This window comes from Nitrospirillum bahiense, assembly GCF_007828025.1.
Classification (GTDB): Bacteria; Pseudomonadota; Alphaproteobacteria; order Azospirillales; family Azospirillaceae; genus Nitrospirillum; species Nitrospirillum amazonense.
The window spans coordinates 1-15,973 of sequence record NZ_VITO01000007.1; the positions used below are offsets into that span (position 1 = coordinate 1).

General features: G+C 70.0%; 14 protein-coding genes. 8 read left to right on the top strand and 6 right to left on the bottom strand.

From position 1 onward, the window contains the following. Positions 1–258, bottom strand: a 258-nt coding sequence (locus FBZ88_RS11645) for an IS110 family transposase (RefSeq protein WP_145617020.1), incomplete at its 3' end; no start/stop codon positions are given. Between the two features lie 313 nt (positions 259–571). Between FBZ88_RS11645 and FBZ88_RS11650 the strand changes: the two genes are divergently transcribed. Next, positions 572–2,812 (top strand): primosomal protein N', encoded by a 2,241-nt coding sequence (locus FBZ88_RS11650; RefSeq protein WP_145617021.1) that lies wholly within the window; start codon positions 572–574, stop codon positions 2,810–2,812. On the opposite strand, the gene FBZ88_RS11655 is transcribed toward FBZ88_RS11650, so the two are convergent. Then, positions 2,805–4,799 carry a S41 family peptidase gene (locus tag FBZ88_RS11655; protein ID WP_145617022.1) on the bottom strand — a complete coding sequence of 665 codons (1,995 nt, stop codon included), beginning with the start codon at positions 4,797–4,799 and terminating at the stop codon, positions 2,805–2,807. The genes FBZ88_RS11650 and FBZ88_RS11655 overlap by 8 nt on opposite strands. Positions 4,800–4,847: 48 nt before the next feature. Next, positions 4,848–5,996: a helix-turn-helix domain-containing protein gene (locus FBZ88_RS11660; protein ID WP_145617023.1), complete on the bottom strand. Its 1,149-nt coding sequence runs from the start codon at positions 5,994–5,996 to the stop codon at positions 4,848–4,850. Between the two features lie 208 nt (positions 5,997–6,204). Between FBZ88_RS11660 and FBZ88_RS31325 the strand changes: the two genes are divergently transcribed. Beyond that, complete coding sequence (locus tag FBZ88_RS31325; protein WP_145617024.1) at positions 6,205–6,930, top strand: RT0821/Lpp0805 family surface protein; 726 nt, start codon at positions 6,205–6,207, stop codon at positions 6,928–6,930. A gap of 53 nt (positions 6,931–6,983) precedes the next feature. Here FBZ88_RS31325 and FBZ88_RS11670 read toward each other — a convergent pair whose 3' ends face one another. Both FBZ88_RS11670 and FBZ88_RS11675 read right to left on the bottom strand, forming a co-directional pair. Then, positions 6,984–7,991: an alpha/beta hydrolase gene (locus FBZ88_RS11670; RefSeq protein WP_145617026.1), complete on the bottom strand. Its 1,008-nt coding sequence runs from the start codon at positions 7,989–7,991 to the stop codon at positions 6,984–6,986. A gap of 79 nt (positions 7,992–8,070) precedes the next feature. Beyond that, positions 8,071–9,423, bottom strand: a complete 1,353-nt coding sequence (locus FBZ88_RS11675) for a TldD/PmbA family protein (protein ID WP_145617027.1) — start codon at positions 9,421–9,423, stop codon at positions 8,071–8,073. 530 nt (positions 9,424–9,953) lie between these two features. Between FBZ88_RS11675 and FBZ88_RS11680 the strand changes: the two genes are divergently transcribed. The 5 genes from FBZ88_RS11680 to FBZ88_RS11700 all read left to right on the top strand — a co-directional run bounded on the left by FBZ88_RS11680 (position 9,954) and on the right by FBZ88_RS11700 (position 13,941). Then, positions 9,954–10,637, top strand: a complete 684-nt coding sequence (locus tag FBZ88_RS11680; RefSeq protein ID WP_145617028.1) for an amino acid ABC transporter permease — start codon at positions 9,954–9,956, stop codon at positions 10,635–10,637. Beyond that, entirely contained in the window at positions 10,637–11,308 is a 672-nt protein-coding gene (locus FBZ88_RS11685; RefSeq protein WP_145617029.1) for an amino acid ABC transporter permease, read from the top strand. The genes FBZ88_RS11680 and FBZ88_RS11685 overlap by 1 nt, the downstream gene beginning before the upstream one ends. Positions 11,309–11,326: 18 nt before the next feature. Further along, positions 11,327–12,100 (top strand): amino acid ABC transporter ATP-binding protein, encoded by a 774-nt coding sequence (locus FBZ88_RS11690; protein ID WP_145617030.1) that lies wholly within the window; start codon positions 11,327–11,329, stop codon positions 12,098–12,100. Beyond that, entirely contained in the window at positions 12,097–13,014 is a 918-nt protein-coding gene (locus FBZ88_RS11695) for an isoaspartyl peptidase/L-asparaginase (RefSeq protein ID WP_145617032.1), read from the top strand. Before FBZ88_RS11690 ends, FBZ88_RS11695 begins: the two co-directional genes overlap by 4 nt. A 147-nt stretch (positions 13,015–13,161) precedes the next feature. Continuing rightward, the gene (locus tag FBZ88_RS11700) at positions 13,162–13,941 is read left to right on the top strand and encodes a transporter substrate-binding domain-containing protein (protein WP_145617033.1); all 780 of its coding nucleotides are present in this window, start codon (positions 13,162–13,164) and stop codon (positions 13,939–13,941) included. Here FBZ88_RS11700 and FBZ88_RS11705 read toward each other — a convergent pair. Further along, positions 13,938–14,948: a LacI family DNA-binding transcriptional regulator gene (locus tag FBZ88_RS11705; RefSeq protein WP_145617034.1), complete on the bottom strand. Its 1,011-nt coding sequence runs from the start codon at positions 14,946–14,948 to the stop codon at positions 13,938–13,940. The two genes, FBZ88_RS11700 and FBZ88_RS11705, sit on opposite strands and share 4 nt — an antisense overlap. 89 nt (positions 14,949–15,037) lie before the next feature. Here FBZ88_RS11705 and FBZ88_RS11710 point away from each other — a divergent pair, with 89 nt between their 5' ends. Continuing rightward, the gene (locus FBZ88_RS11710; RefSeq protein WP_145617035.1) at positions 15,038–15,961 is read left to right on the top strand and encodes an ROK family protein; all 924 of its coding nucleotides are present in this window, start codon (positions 15,038–15,040) and stop codon (positions 15,959–15,961) included. The last annotated feature ends 12 nt before the right edge of the window (positions 15,962–15,973 follow it).

Genomic DNA, 15,973 nt, shown 5'->3' on the forward strand with positions numbered 1-15,973 from the left:
CGCAGTGGCGAAGGCCCGCACCTGGGCGGGATTAACGACGACAACCGGCAGGCCGGCGGCCGCCAGGCTAGCCACGACCACCGTCTCGAAGCCACCGGTCGCCTCCACACCGATGGCTTTGACGTCAAGCGACGCCAGTTGGTCGACCAGGCTTGCCAGGCCTTCAGCGTCACGCGTGACGCTGAAGGCCCGTCCCTCTGGCCGGATGTGAACGTCCAGGTGGTCCTTGGAGACATCAATGCCGACGATGGCGTCCATCTTAACCCCTCCTTGCGCAAACGGGCTTCGCAAGCGGCCCAAGCGACTGTTCGGGTTCGATGGAACGGCAGGCAAAGGACCTTGCTCGCTTACGGGCTTGGTGGCCCTAGGATAGCGCGGCCTCTTGCCTGCCACCGCGTCTGGTAGCTTACCCGACGCGGCCTCATTCAAGTTACAAGGATAGCCAAGGCCACGGATGTGGCCGCCCGGCGCCTGAGGGCGGCATTTGACCGGCCACGGTCAAATGCCGCTGGCATAAGACCATATAGGGAACGGTGGCGCCCAGGGGGTGCCCAGTGGTAACAGCAAGGCCATGGATCTGTTGACGGCAAGCGGGATGGAGACGGCGGCCCCACCGGTGCGGCGGGTGCGCGTCCTGCTGCCCCTGCCCCTGGCCAGCCCCTATGACTACCGCGTCCCCGACGACATGGAGCTGGAGGCCGGCGCCTATGTCGAGGTGCCGCTGGGCCCCCGCCATGTCTTCGGCGTTGTCTGGGCCGTGGGCGGTCCAGGGGACAATTGGGAGGCGGGCGTGGCGGCCAGCCGCTTGAAGCCCGTCATCCGCCGCTTCGACCTGCCACCCATGCCCGAGGTGTCGCGGCGCTTCGTCGACTGGGTGGCTGCCTATACCCTGTCGGCACCCGGCTCGGTGCTGCGCATGGCGGTCAGTGTGTCGGCGGCGCTGGAGGATCCCAAGCAACTGCTGGCCTATCTGCCGTCGGGCGACTCGCCGCCGCCGGGCTTCAAGATGACGGACGCGCGCCGCCGGGTGCTGGCGCTGATGGAGGAGGACGGGCCGCCCCGCACCCCGGCCGACCTGGCGCGCGACGCGGCCTGCGGCATCGGCGTGATCCGGGGCCTGGCCGAATCGGGCCTGCTGACGCCCGTGGCCCTGCGCGCTCAGCCGCGCCCGCCCATCCCCGACGCCGACAGGGCCGGGCCGGAGCTGTCACCCGACCAGGCGGCGGCCGCCGGCGCCCTGTGCGCGGCGGTGGACGCCCGCACCTATTCCGCCACCCTGGTCGATGGCGTCACCGGGTCCGGCAAGACGGAGGTGTATTTCGAGGCCATCGCCGCCTGCCTGCGCCTGGGGCGCCAGGCCCTGGTGCTGCTGCCGGAAATCGCCCTGTCCAGCCAGTGGCTGGACCGATTCGCCCGGCGATTCGGTGTGCGGCCGGTGGAATGGCATTCGGATCTTGCCGGCACTCATCGCCGCGCCGCCTGGCGGGCGATCGCCAATGGCGAGGCGCCGGTGGTGGTGGGGGCGCGCTCCGCCCTGTTCCTGCCCTATCCCGACCTGGGCCTGATCGTGGTGGATGAGGAGCATGAGGCCGCCTTCAAGCAGGAGGACGGCGTCATCTACCATGCCCGCGACATGGCGGTGGCGCGCGCCTTCCTCGGCGGCATCCCCGTGGCTCTGGTTTCCGCCACGCCGTCGCTGGAGACGCTGACGAATGCGGAAACGGGGCGCTACGGCCGCATCGATCTGCCGGCCCGCCACGGCGGCGCCAGCCTGCCCGAGGTCACGCTGATTGACCTGCGCCGGCCCGACAGCCGGCCGCCGGCCCGCCATTGGCTGTCCCCCATCCTGACGCAGGCGATGGCCGAGACGCTGGCGGCGGGGGAGCAGGGCATGCTGTTCCTGAACCGCCGGGGCTACGCGCCGCTGACCCTATGCCGCAGCTGCGGCTTCCGCCTGCAATGTCCCAACTGCACCGCCTGGCTGGTGGAGCATCGCCTCAGCCGCCGGCTGCAATGCCACCACTGCGGCTACACCGACCGCCTGCCCGAAACCTGCCCGTCCTGCGAGGCGGAGCATTCCTTCGTCGCCTGCGGCCCGGGGGTGGAGCGCGTGGCGGAGGAGGTGGCGCAGCTGTTCCCCGATGCGCGGGTGGCCCTGATGACCAGCGATACACTGGTCGGCCCACACGCCATCCAGACGGTGATCGAGGATGTGCGGGCCCACAAGGTCGACATCCTGATCGGCACCCAGGTGATGGCCAAGGGCCACCATTTCCCCATGCTGACCCTGGTGGGGGTGGTGGATGGCGACCTGGGCCTGGGCGGCGGCGACCTGCGCGCGGCGGAGCGCACCTTCCAGATGCTTCACCAGGTGGCGGGCCGTGCCGGCCGCGAGAGCCGGCCGGGCCGCGTCTTCCTGCAGACCCACATGCCGGAGCATCCGGTGATGCAGGCGCTGGCCGCCCATGACCGCGACGCCTTCCTGGCGGCGGAGGCGGACCAGCGCCGGGCCATGGACCTGCCGCCCTACGGCCGGCTGGCGGCCCTGATCATCTCCGGCGAGGATGAACGCCAGGTGGACAAGCTGGCCCGCGACCTGGCCCGCGCGGCGCCGCAGGGCGACGACCTGCAGGTGCTGGGGCCCGCCCCGGCACCCCTGGCCCTGCTGCGCGGCCGCCACCGCCGGCGCCTGCTGCTGAAGACGGCGCGCGGGGTGGCGGTGCAGCCGCTGCTGCAATCCTGGCTGGCGTCCGTGCCCATCCCTGCGGCCGTGCGGGTGCAGGTGGACGTCGACCCCTATAGCTTCATGTAGGGGGAACACGGTTCAGCCAATAGGCGTGGCGCATCAGCAGCGGATGGCCGGGCGGGGCGGTAAGGGTGCTGAAGCTCAGCGTGTCCCCCCGCCGGGCCAGGATCAGACGCGAGGCCACCGCTTCCCCATTTTCCTCCCCCGTGCCGTCGGCCACCAGGGTCACGTCGCCGGGCCCCGGGCCCGCGCGGAATTCGACCACCCGGTGGCATCGGCTGGTCTCCCCGCTTGTCAGGCACCAGGCCCGCCGCGCGGTGTCCAGCGACCAGGTTTCCCGCGCCTGCACGGTTTTCCCCGGGCCGTCGTCGAAGGTGAAGGCCAGCGTGGTCACCGTACCCGGCGACGTGCCCCCGGTGGCCGACATCTGGGTGGGCAGGACGACGCGGCGGTCCGTTCCGTAGTCGCGATAGTCCAGGGTGCCGCTCCAGCCGCCGGCCAGCGCCGCGCCCAGCGCGCCGGCGTCCGGCATCGCGTCGGGACCGGGCTCCGCCTGGAGGGCGACCGCCAGCGCGCGGTCGGTGCCGCTGGCGAGGTCCAGCACCGTCGGTGTCACCACCAGGTCCGCGGCCACGCCCAGCCCAGGGCCGCCGGCCGGCCTGTCCAGGTCGGTGCGGTTCCAGGCGTTGGGGATGCGCACCTTCAGGTGGCTGTTGGGCAGGGTCAGCAGGAAGATGTGGCCCGCGGTGGGCCCCTCGGCGCTGCCGCCGCTGTCCTCGCCCACGATCAGCGCGTCGCTCTTGTCCTTCAGCTGCGCCAGAAGACGCGTGGCGCCCGAGGCGTTGCGGGGGCCGGCCAGCACCACCAGCCGCCCGGCGTACCGGATCGGCGAAGGCACCTGCCGCCGGAAACCGTCATCATCCGGATCGTCCGCAACCGGCTTGCGCTCCCACCAGCCGTCGGCGGTCTGGCGGAACGCCTCCGTGGGCGGCTCGAACAGGGCCCTGGGATCGCCCCAGCTTTCCATGTGGTCCGGCAGCGTGCCGTACCGGATGGATTTCAGCAGTGGTGGGTGGGACCAGGTATAGGGACGGGCCAGCAGCAGGCTGCCCAGCGCCAGGACGGCATCGTCCGACCCACCGCCGTTGTTGCGCAGGTCCAGGACCAGCCGGGGCACCTCCCGCGCCTTTAGCGGCTTGAAGAACGCGGACAGCAGGGCCGGCGCGTCCACCGGGTTGCGGTAGTTCACGAAGGTGTCGATGCGCAGATAGGCGTATCGCGGCCTCAGGCGCCAGGTCAGCCCGGTGTGGAGTTCCGTCCGGAAGGGTGCCGCCGGGCCGGCCAGGGCGCGCCAGGCGGGGAAGGTTAGCGGGGCCAGGTCGGATCGCGACAGCCCCGTGTCGCCCGGGCGCTTCCAGTCGACCTGCCAGCGGTCGGGAAAGCCGTAGTAGGCCGGCCAGTATTCGTCCACATCGTCACCCATCAGGTCGCTGTCGTCCGCCAGCTTGGTGGCCATGCTGGGCGTCGTGGCGCCGTCATAGGCGACGGCCGCCGCCAGCGTATCCAGGATGCGCGGCACCGGCATGCCATTCAGGGCGGTGATCTCGGCGCCGGCCGGCGGCGCCCCGGGCTGGCCGTCGTTGGACACCACGATCATCCGCCCCTCCACCACCGTGAACCGGAACGGCAGGTGGGTGGCGTGCGCCGTACGCCACGCCTCGATCGCGGGCGAAGCCTCCGGCTTGGTGTGGTCGCAGTGGATGGCCGCCAGCATTTCCGCCACCGCCCGCCACAGCGTCAGGTCGGTCGCCAGCGCGGTGGCGATCTGCTCCAGCCGGGCGAAGGCGGCATCGATCCCGGCGGGGCCGCTGTAGCGGTACAGGCCGGGGTGGATGGTTTCCAGGGCCTGGCGTAGCAGCGCCACGTCGGCCTGCGCCTGCGCCGGTGTGAGGGGCAGGGGGGCATAGCGGGGCGGCTCATCGGCTTGGGCCGTGGACAGACCGGCCAAAGCACCGGCGAGCAGCAGGGAGAGGAGAAGGCGGGAAGGGCGCATCGGTTACCTCTGGGGTTGCGCCGGGACCTTTCCGGCGCGGAGCCCCAGCTAGCCGCCATCGCCGCCCACCGTCGCCTCATTCCCCGTAAATCCGCCGTTTTCCGTCTTTTGAGCCGCGCGCCAGGCGCTGGGGCTCATGCCCGTATGGTCGCGGAACACCCGGTTGAAGCTGGCCTTGGACGCAAAGCCGCAGTCCAGCGCCACCGACAGCAGGTCCCCCGGTTCCGCCTGGCGCAGCCGGGCCTGCACCGCCTCCACCCGCAAGCCGTTGACCAGGGCGCTGAAGGTGTGGCCCAGGCCCTGGTTGAGCGCGCGGGACAGGTAGGTCTCATTGGTGCCCAGGCGCTGGGCGACCTCGGCCAAGGTCAGGCCCGGTTCACGCCACCATCCTTCACGGCGGATGGTGGCCTGCCACCGGGTGGCGGTCTCCGTCCAGTCGCGCTCGCGCGGCCGGGCTGGTTCCGGCGCCGGCGACCCCATGGGCGGATAGGCGCGCCCCGCATGACGCCACCCCTCGAGCCCCAGGGCCAGGACAATGGCGGCGAACGTCAGGTACTGGGGGAAGCGGTCGTAGTAGCTGAGCGGCGCCAGCAGGGCATCGACGGCATCGAAGGCCACCGTCACCACCAGCCACAAGCCCAGCGCCACCAGCAGCGTCCGCTGCCAGGGCGGCTGCCGTTCCCGGGGATTGCTGACGGCACCCGCCAGCCAGCGGCCGTAGCGCGCATGGAATGCGGCTGCCGCCAGAAAATAGAGCGTCAGCGACAGGACGCCCGCCCACGTCTGTACCGGGTCGATCCAGCGGGCATGCACCGCGTCGTTCCACCGCGTCTTCTCATCCAGCGGCAGGGCGAAGGCCCAGAGGGTATAGAGCAGGTTCAGGGCCGCCGGCGTGAAATGCCAGAACCATCCGCGCGGCAGGCGCGGTGTCACCAGGCGGCGGACGTAGAGGTACAGCAGCGGCCCGGTGGCCAGCGCGAAGTTGAAGGGCGCGAACGACAGCCACGGATACGCGTCGTAAAAGCCGGCAAAGCCCAGGACATAGGGCATCAGCCGCAGCACGGCGACGCCCAGCAGGGCCGCCAGCAGGCGGTTTGCCACGCGGTTGCCGGGGGCGTTCAGCAACAGCAGGGCCACCAGCGCGCCGAACCCGGCGGCCATGCCCAACATCGTGCTCCACGGACCGAAGCGGATCATGGCTCCTCCGTCCGTCAGTCTAAGACAGTCCGGCCGCCGGCTGGAAGGGCAGGCTTTTCCGGCTACACCGGCCAGCTACACCGGAAGGACAGATGACGCGCCCCCTAGGGCTGCCCCATGGTCGCCACGATCGGCGTCATAATGTCGCTGATACGACCCCTATCGGTGACATGCCGTCACCCAAGCATCGGAAGAAATGAGGGCCATCATGAAGCGCTCTTCCCGTCTCATCGCCGCCGCCGCGACCGCCGTCGTGGCCTTGGGCGCCACCCTGCCGGCCTGGGCCGATCCGCCGCCCTGGGCCGAGGCGTCCGGCTATCGCTATCGGGACCGGGATTGGCATGACGACCACCGGGGGGACGACCGGCGGGACGATGATCGCCGGGGTGATGACCACTGGCGGGACGATCACCGCGGGGATGACCATTGGCGCGATGACCACCGAGGCCCGCCGCCCCGTTACGTTGACCGCCGCTCCCCGCACTACCGTGAGTTCTACGCCGCCGACGTGGGCATCGATGAAGGCCGCTGCGATCGTGGCGCCGTTGGCCTGAACGTCGGCACGGTGGTGGGCGCGCTGCTGGGCGGTCTGGCCGGTTCCCAGTTCGGCCACGGCGGCGGCAAGGCCGCCATGACCGGTGCCGGCGTGCTGCTGGGCGCCCTGGCGGGCAACGCCGCCTTCAACAGCATGGACCAGAGTGACGAGGGCTGCTTCGCCCAGGCCATGGAAAAGGCGCCGGACGGCCAGCAGATCGTCTGGAACAACCCGGACAACGGCGCGCGCTACCAGATGACCCCGGTCAAAACCTGGCAGGAATCGGCCGACAACTACTGCCGCGAATACCAGAGCGTGGCCACCGTGGGCGGCCGCAAGCAGACCGTCACCGGCACCGCCTGCCGCCAGCCCGACGGTCAGTGGAAGATTGTGAATTAAACACCATCAGCGTGACCGGCGGCAGGACTTCCCTGCCGCCGTTACCGCGAACCTCACGCAAACCCATGCCGGCTCAACCACCGGCGGTACAGATCCGGCCAGGGTTCGGCGGGACGGCCGGGCGTGTCGCGGATGGCGAAGCCGTGGCCGCCGGATTCGAAGATGTGCATTTCCGTCGCCACGTTTTGGCGACGCAGGGCCTGGAACATGGCCAGGCTGTTGCCCACGGGGACGGTGTCGTCATCGGCGGCGTGGAACAGGAAGGTGGGGCAGGCACCCGTCCGCACGATCTGGTCCGGCGAATAGGCCCTCACCTGCTCGGCCGACGGGCTGTTGCCCAGCAGATGCTGGCGCGAGCCCGGATGCGTCAGTGACTCGTCCATCGAGATGACGGGATAGGCCAGGCAGGCCAGCTGGGGGCCGGCCGGCAGCTTGTCGGCCTCGTCCACCGGCGTGTACACGGCGGCGTCGTGCCGGGTGAGCAGGCTGGCGGCGAGGTGGCCGCCGGCGGAGAAGCCGATGATGCCGATGCGGCCGCCATCCACCGCCCAGGCCTTGGCCTTGGCGCGCAGCAGGCGCATGGCGCGCTGCGCATCCTGCAGCGGCACGTCCGCGCCGTTCTTCCAGCCTTCCGCCGGCAGGCGGTAGGTCAGGACGGCGGCGTGCAGACCGGTGGCGTTCAGCCAGCGGGCGATCTCATAGCCCTCCTTGTCGAACCACACACTGGAGTAGCCGCCGCCGGGGATGACCAGGATGGTGGCGCGCGGGCCGGGGCTGGCGCTGCGGAAGAAGGCCAGGGTGGGAGTGGACACGCTCTCCGCCACGCGATCCGGCGGCCCGCCCACGGGGCCATGGTCGGTGACGACATCCTTGACCGCCACGCCCTCGCCGCCCGGCGGGGTGCCGGGCCATAGCGGCAGCAGCACGTCCGGGTCGCGATGCTGGCGCGAGAGGCGTACCAAGTCGGTGGCGGGCGTGCCGTCCGCCTTCGCGGACCGCGCCAGGACGGCGCCGGCCACGGCGGCCAGGGCCAGGCCGCGGCGGTTCAGGGTGAAGGTCATGGGGGCTGCCTCCCTCAAGGCTGTTCCGTTTCTGTTACCGGTAACTTAGCCGAGAGCGCCGCGGGAATGCCAGTCCGCGTCAGGTGCCGGCCACCGTCATGCCTTCCACACGCAGGGTGGGGCTGTCCACTCCGTGGCGGAATTCCAGGTCGTTGGCCGGCCGCAGGGTCAGGTACATGTCCTTCAGGTTGCCGGCGATGGTGACCTCGGCCACGGGGAAGGCGATCTTGCCATCCTCTATCCAGAAGCCCGAGGCGCCCCGGCTGTAGTCGCCGGTGATGCCGTTGACGCCGCTGCCCATCAGCGAGGTGACGTAGAAACCCTGGCGGATGTCGGCCAGCAGCTGCTCCGGCGTCTCCTCGCCCGGGGCCAGATAGACATTGGTGGCGCTGGGGCCGGGCGGGCCGCCAGTGCCGCGCGACGCGTGGCCGGTGGAGGCCAGGCCCAGCTGGCGGGCGGAGCGGCAGTCCAGCAGCCAGGTGGTCAGCACGCCGCCGTCGATCAGGTTGCGGCGGCCGTTGGCCTGTCCCTCGGCATCGAAGGGCTTGGAGCGCAGGCCGCGGCGGATGTGCGGGTCGTCCACGATGGTGATGCCGGGCGCGAACACCGCCTGGCCCATCTTGTCCTTCAGGAAGCTGGTGCCGCGCGCGATGGCGGCGCCGGAGATGGCGCCCGTCAGGTGGCTGACCAGACCCCCGGCCACGCGCGGGTCGAACACCACCGGCACGGCCTGGGTCGCCACCTTGCGCGGGTTCAGGCGGGCCACCACCCGCTCACCGGCGCGGCGACCGATGGTGACGGGCGACTCCAAATCACCGGCATAGATGGCCGAATGATAGTCGTAGTCCCGCTCCATGCCCGTGCCGCTGCCCGCCAGGACGGAGACGGACAGGCTGCGGCGGCTGACGCTGTAGCCGCCGGAAAAGCCGTTGCTGGCCGCCAGCGTGACGGTGGAGCGCGACCAGCCGGCATCCGCCCCTTCGGAATTGCTGACACCGGGCACGGCCAGCGCCGTCTCCTCCAGCTCCGCGATCTGGGCCAGCAGATCCTCGGCCACCGGCTCGGATGGGTCGCACAGGTCCAGGTCCGGCCAATCGCGGGCCAGGCTGTCAGGATCAGCCAGGCCGCAGAAATCATCTTCCGGCACCAGGCGGGCCATGGCCACCGCCCGCTCCGCCAATTCCCTCAGCAGCGCCGGGCTGCGGTCGGTGGAGGAGACGATGGCCTGGCGCTTGCCCACGAACACCCGCAGGCCCAGGTCGCCCGATTCGGCGCGCTGCACCTCCTCCGGCTTGCCCAGGCGCTGGCTCATGGACATGGCGGCGCTGTCCACCAGCAGGGCGTCGGCGGCATCCGCGCCAGCCTTGCGCGCCAGGGTCAGCAGGTCGTCCAGGATGCCGGCGGCGGTGGCGTCGGGGGGCAAGGGGGGCATGGGTGCGCAAGCTCCAGGCTTAGATCACGGTGCCCCAGGGCGAGCCAAAGGGGCAAGGCCACATGTGGGCATTCGGCGCCAGCTTGCCAGGTGGCGGGGCTCCGGGGGAAGCCTGACCTTGCATGGCGGGGTTGGCGGGACGGGAAAAGCCCGCCTTCAGCCGGAAATGTTTCTGAAAGGTAACTGAAAGCACAATTGCAACGATTTGTTTCTTAGCCTATCAACAAGTGACATCCGTTTGTTACCGACCGGGTCTAGGTTCCCCAGGCCAATGCGCAAAGGCTGCCCCGCCTGACGCATTCGGTCGGTCGAATGGACCACTACGGGGATCTGCCGCCCCGGTTCGTTCGGTCAACCTTTCGGGTTTCTTCCCGGAAGTAGTCCATCAACCTTGACAGGGCCCGGGCGCCAACCCCGCGGCCCTGTTTTCTTTTCTGGCATCGGCGGCCGAGATTCCCCATGGTGGTGAAGACGGTACGGCCCAGGCCCGAGTCCAACTGAAACCGATTTCACAAAACGGGGAATCGTCATTGCCCTTCGACCTCACGGTGCTGACGCCCCATCTGGACGCGCTGCTGGCCGGTGCCGCGCTGACGGCCGAGGTCTGCGGGCTGGGCATCGCCGGCGCCTTCGCGCTGGCCACGATGCTGGGGCTGGCGGCGGTGGGCGAAAGTTGGGCGGGGCGACTGGCGCGGCTGTATGTCGACGTCTTCCGCAATGTGCCCTTCGTGGTGCAGGTCTTTTTCCTGTTTTACGGCCTGCCCGAGGTGGGCGTGTACATCGACGCCTTCTGGACCGGCGTGCTGGCGCTCGGCCTGGTGGGCGGCGCCTATGGCAGCGATGTGGTGCGCAGCGGCATCCTGGCGATCGAGCCCGGGGTGGTCGAGGCCGCGAAGGTCAGCGGCCTGTCCCGGCTCGCCATCATCAGCCGCGTCGTCCTGCCCATCGCCCTGCGCACCGCCATCCGGCCCCTGGGTTCCGTCTTCGTGAACCTGGTGCTCAGCTCCTCCATCCTGTCCATGATCACGCTGGATGAGGTGACGGGCACGGCCCGGGGCGTGGCGTCGGAAACCTACCGCCCGTTCGAGGTCTACGCCTTCCTGCTGGCCGCCTACGCCGGCCTGACCTATGCCGTGTCTCTGGCGATCAATGCCCTGCATCGGCGCCTGAACCGGCACATGATGACCAGCCGCACGGCTGGGAAAGGGGCCTGATGCGGCACGTCGGCTTCACCTGGCATGACGGCGCCCTGCTGGCCCAGGGCCTGGGCGTCAGCCTTGGCCTGTTCGCCGGCACCTTCCTCATCGGGCTGGTCCTGGGGTCGGGTGCGGCCGTGGTGCGCCACTTCCGTGCGCCGGCGCTGGGTACCCTGCTGCACACCGGCCTGGAATTGCTGCGCAATTCACCCGTGCTGGTGCAATTGTTCCTGGTCTTCTTCGGTGTGCCCGCCTTGCTCCACCAGCCGCTGACGCCCATCTTCGCCGCGGGCCTGACCCTGTCGGCCAACACGGCGGCCTTCGTCTATTTCATCGCCGTTGCCGGCCTGGACGCGGTGGGGCGGGACCAGGTGGAGGCGGCGCGCGCCTTCGGCCTCAGCCGTGTCCAGCTGGTGCGCCACATTCTGGGGCCCCAGGCGCTCGCCTTCGCGGTCGCGCCGCTGGTGGGCCTGGCGGTCAACCAGTTGCAGGTGACCTCCCTGGTCTCGGTCATCGGGGTGGTCGATCTGACCAAGGCCGGCGACATCCTGAACCTGCGGACCCTGCGGCCCTTCGCCGTGTGGACCATGGTGGGCATGCTGTATTTCGCGGCGGCCAAGACGTTGACGCTGCTGGGCAATCGATGGGAGCGGCGGCTGCGCGCCCATGCCGCCCCGCTGGGGCTTTAGGGGGCTGGAGATGACGGCATGATAGCGGTGGAGGGCGTGATCAAGCGCTTTGGCGCCCACACGGTGCTGGACGGGGTCAGCCTGACGGTGGCGCTGGGGGAGGTGGTGACCATCCTGGGATCCAGCGGGTCGGGCAAAAGCACCTTGATCCGCTGCGTCAACGGGTTGGAGACGCTGGACGGCGGCCGCATCACCGTGGATGGGCTGGACGTGTCCGACCCGCGCCAGCTGGCCCAGGCGCGCCGCCTGTCGGCCACCGTGTTTCAGCTGTTCAACCTCTACCCCCACATGACGGTGCTGCGGAACATCACCCTGGCGCCGGAACTGGTGCTGAGGCGCCCCAGGGATGAGGTGGAGGCGCAGGCCCGCGCCCTGCTGGCCAGCGTGGGGCTGGTGGGCAAGGCCGACTCCTATCCCGGCCAGCTGTCGGGCGGGCAGCGCCAGCGCGTGGGCATCTGCCGGGCACTGGCCATGAATCCGCGTTATCTGCTGCTGGATGAGGTGACCAGCGCGCTGGATCCGGAGATGACGGCGGAGGTGCTGGCCATCCTGGGGAAACTGGCGGCGCGTCAGTCAGATGGGGCCGGCACCACCATGCTGTTCGTGACGCATGAGGTGGAATTCGCCCGGCGCATCTCCACCCGCATCGTCTTCCTGGACCAGGGGCGCCTGATCATCGACCTGCCCACGGACCAGTTCTTCGCCGCGGACGGGGGGTTGGCCCATCCGCGCATCCGTCAATTCCTGTCCAAGATGGCGCCCGCCGCCCCCCTTGCCGAGATTCCCGCATGATATTGATCGCCAATTCCGAGGCCTGGCCCGGGTTCCAGACCACCGTTGACCGCCTGAGGGCGGGGGAGCGGGGGCCCGACCCCCTGGTGGCCGGCATCGCGCGGGTGGAGCGCGAGGCGACGGTGCGCAGTGTCGGTTACGGCGGGTGGCCCAACATGCTGGGGGAGATGGAGTTCGACGCCGGCGTCATGGACGGCGGCACCCGCCAGGTGGGGGCCGTCGGGGCATTGCGCGACGTCATCCCGGCCAGCGCTGTGGCCCTGCAGGTCATGCGCCGCCTGCCGCACACCCTGCTGACCGGTGACGGGGCCCGCCGCTTCGCCCTGGAGTGCGGGTTCGACGTGGAACCGACGCTGCTGGAGGACTCGCGCCGGGTGTGGTGGGAGCGGCTGGAAAAGGAGCTGCCGCCCGCTGACCTTGCCGCCTTCCCCAACATCCCGCTGGCACCGCTCAGCCGCGCCATCACCGATCCGGAGCGGGTGCGCGACACCACCGTCTTCCTGGGCCGGGATGCCGGCGGCGACCTGCACGCGGCCACCAGCACCTCGGGCTGGGCGTGGAAGTACCCCGGCCGTCTGGGCGACTCACCCGTCGCCGGCGCCGGCTTCTATGCCGACAGCCGCTTCGGCGCCGCCGCCTGCACCCATACGGGGGAGATGACAGTGCGCTGCGGTACCGCCCGCGCCATCGTCCTGGCCTTGCAACTGGGCAAATCCCTGCGCGAGGCGGTGGACCTGGCGGTGGCGGACCTGGCGGAGTTGCGCGAGGGCTTCCTGGCCGGCGTGGTCATCCACGCGTTGGACGCCCACGGCAACCATGAGGTGGTCAGCTTCCGCTGCGGCCCCGCCATCCGCTATTGGTATTGGGATCCGTCGCTATCCGCCCCTGAGGAACGGGTCGCCCGCACGGTTTAGCCCAGCGGCATGAGACGCGGCTCATGCCGCTGTCGGACACGGCTGTGTCCGCCGGAGATTTCCGGGGAACGCAGTGGATTGGAAACTGAGGAAGCCAAGCCGCCGGATGGCGGCGTTCGGCGTCCGAGGATCGCATAAGGAATTCTCATGCTGCGCAAGCTGTTGCCCATGCTCGCCGTCCTCCTGCTGGTGACGCCCGCCTGGGCCGGCAAGCTGGAGGATATCCGCCAGCGCGGCGTGCTGCGCGTGGGGGTGTCGCTGGGCGGGGAACCGGTGGGCTTCCGCGACGACCGCAACGCGCCCGCCGGCTATGACGTCGATGTGGCCAAGCGCCTGGCGGACAAGCTGGGGGTGCGGGTGGAATACACCGACGTTTCCGGCGACGCCCGGGTCAGCATGCTGGTGTCGGGCCAGATCGACGTGGCGGTGGCCAATCTGACGGCCACGGCGGAACGCGCCAAGACCATCGCCTTCACCATTCCCTACAACCGCGCGGGCCTGCGCGTCATCGTTCAGAAAAGCGCCGGCATCAACCAGCTGTCGGATCTGGCGGGCAAGAGGGTGGTGGTGGGCCGCAGCACGACGGGGGAGGTCTTCCTGCGCCAGGCGGTGCCGGGGGCGAAGCTGGTGCACACCGATAGCTTCGCGCCCGATGGCGTGCTGCTGCTGGTGCAGCGGCGGGTGGACGCCGGCATCGAGGATTCATCCATGATGGACTATCTGGCCAGCGTCTACCCCACCCTGAAGATACTGCCCGACCTCTATTCCAACGCGCCCATCGCCATCGGCCTGGCCCAGGGCGATCTGGAATTCCTGCGCTGGCTGAACGGCTTCGTCGCCGACTACATCAAGTCCGGGGCATATGAGGCGAACTACCGCAAATGGTGGGGCCGGGATGCTGCCGTTCCGGCCCTGTCGGCCGGTTAGCCGGTCAGCCGGGGATGGAATCGCGTGGGCAGGGTCAGGGGCCAGGGGCCGGTGGCAGCACCGGTCAGCACGGCGATGACCGCCGCCACATAGGCCTGCTTGTCATAGCCGATGGACGAAATGGGATAGGCGTCGAAATCCATCAGCGACAGATTGTCGAAGCCGTACAGGCGGGTGGTGGTGGCACGCCCCTGGGGGAAGTCCGCCCGCAGGCGGTCCAGCACACCCATGGCCATGGCGTCGGAGGTGCAGAAGATGGCATCCGGCCGGGGCGTGAGCGCCAGCTCCTCCCCCGCCTTGTGGCCGCTGGCATAGGAGTAGTCACCCTGCAGGCTGGCCATCAGCCGGATGCCCTGGGCCGCCAGGGCCGCCTGGTACAAACGGATGCGTGCCTGCTCCAGGGCGGACGTGAGGCGGCCCGTCACCAGGGCGGCGCTTTTCACCCCCTGGCGCGCCGCGTGGGCCATGGCTTCGGCGATGCCCACCCGCTCATCCGGGATGACGGCGGGGGACTGGTCATCGTGCCGGCCATTCAGCATCAGCACCTGGTCGCTTCGGAACAGCGTGCGGGCGGTGGCGGCATCGGCGAAATCGGAAAAGACGATGGCGGCGTCGACGTGATAGGCGACGCCGGTACGCAGGAAGGACTCCACGCGGTCGCTGGAGCCCACCCGGATGAAAATCACCTGCTTGCCCATGTTCTGTACGGCGGCCAGCAGGGGATCGAACAGATCCAGGTCGCTCAGATCATGGATGTGGTTGACGACGACGGCCACCAAGTTGACGCTTTTGGTGGTCAGGCTGCGGGCCAGCAGGTTGGGGCGGAATCCCAGCTCCTGCGCCGCCTGCAGCACGCGCGCCTTTTTCTCCGCCGAGACGGGCCGTTGTTCGTCCGACAGCGCCCGGGACGCCACCGCCCGCGACACGCCGGCCCGTTCGGCCACGTCGCTGATGGTGGGGTTGGCCGGAAGGGGTGCGCACAGCTTGTCGGTTCCGTTCCCGTCCATCCCAACCATTCCCTATTCTTTCCCAACGCCGATAAGGTGCCGGCGGTTTCCTATAAAACCGGGCACATTAACGAAAGAAGATTTCAATCTTGATATACTGTTTCGATATCGGCGGGTCATACATTTCCCTGGGGACAGCCAGTACAGATGTCGCGGTGACAGGGGCGCTGACCCGTGTTGGCCGGGTGCCGACGCCGGCCCGCGACCGCGCCGCCTTCGTCCAGGCGCTGGCCAGCCTGATCGATCAGGCGCCAGGGCCCGAGGACGCGCCGGTGGCCCTGGCGCTGGCCGGTGACATCGACCCCGCGACGGGGCTGGCCAGCTGCGCCAACATCCCCTGCCTGACGGGCACGCCCCTGGTGGCCGACCTGACGGCCGCGTTGGGCCGCCCCGTGGTGGTGGGCAACGACGCCGCCTGTTTCGTCCTGGCGGAGGCGACGGTGGGGGCGGCGCGCGGCCAGGACACCGTTTTCGGCATCATCCTGGGCACGGGCGTGGGCGGCGGCCTGGTGGTGGGCGGCCAACTGGTGCCGGGTGCTGGGGAGTGGGGCCATGGGCCGGTGGTGAAGCAGGTGGCGGGTGCGCCGCCTATCACCTTGGCCCGCCTTCCCTGCGGCTGCGGTCAGGCCGGCTGCGTCGACACCATTGGCGGCGCCCGGGGGCTGGAGCGCCTGCACCACGCCCTGCACGGCGTGCGGCTGGACAGCCAGGCGCTGACGGCGGCCTGGCATGCCGGCGACCGCGATGCCACGCGTACGATGGACATCTATGTCGATCTGGTTGCCGATCCCCTGGCGGTGGTGGTGAACGCCGTGGGCGCCGGCCTGGTGCCGGTGGGGGGCGGCCTGTCGTCCGACGCCGCCCTTGTTTCGGCGTTGGACCAGGCGGTGCGGGCCCGTATCCTGCGCCGCACGGGCACGCCGCTGCTGGTGCCCACGGCGCTGGGCGGGGCGGCGGGCATGCTGGGGGCGGCCATCCTGGGCGCCCGGTGGCTGGAACGGAACAGGGCTTGAAAAGGGGACTGC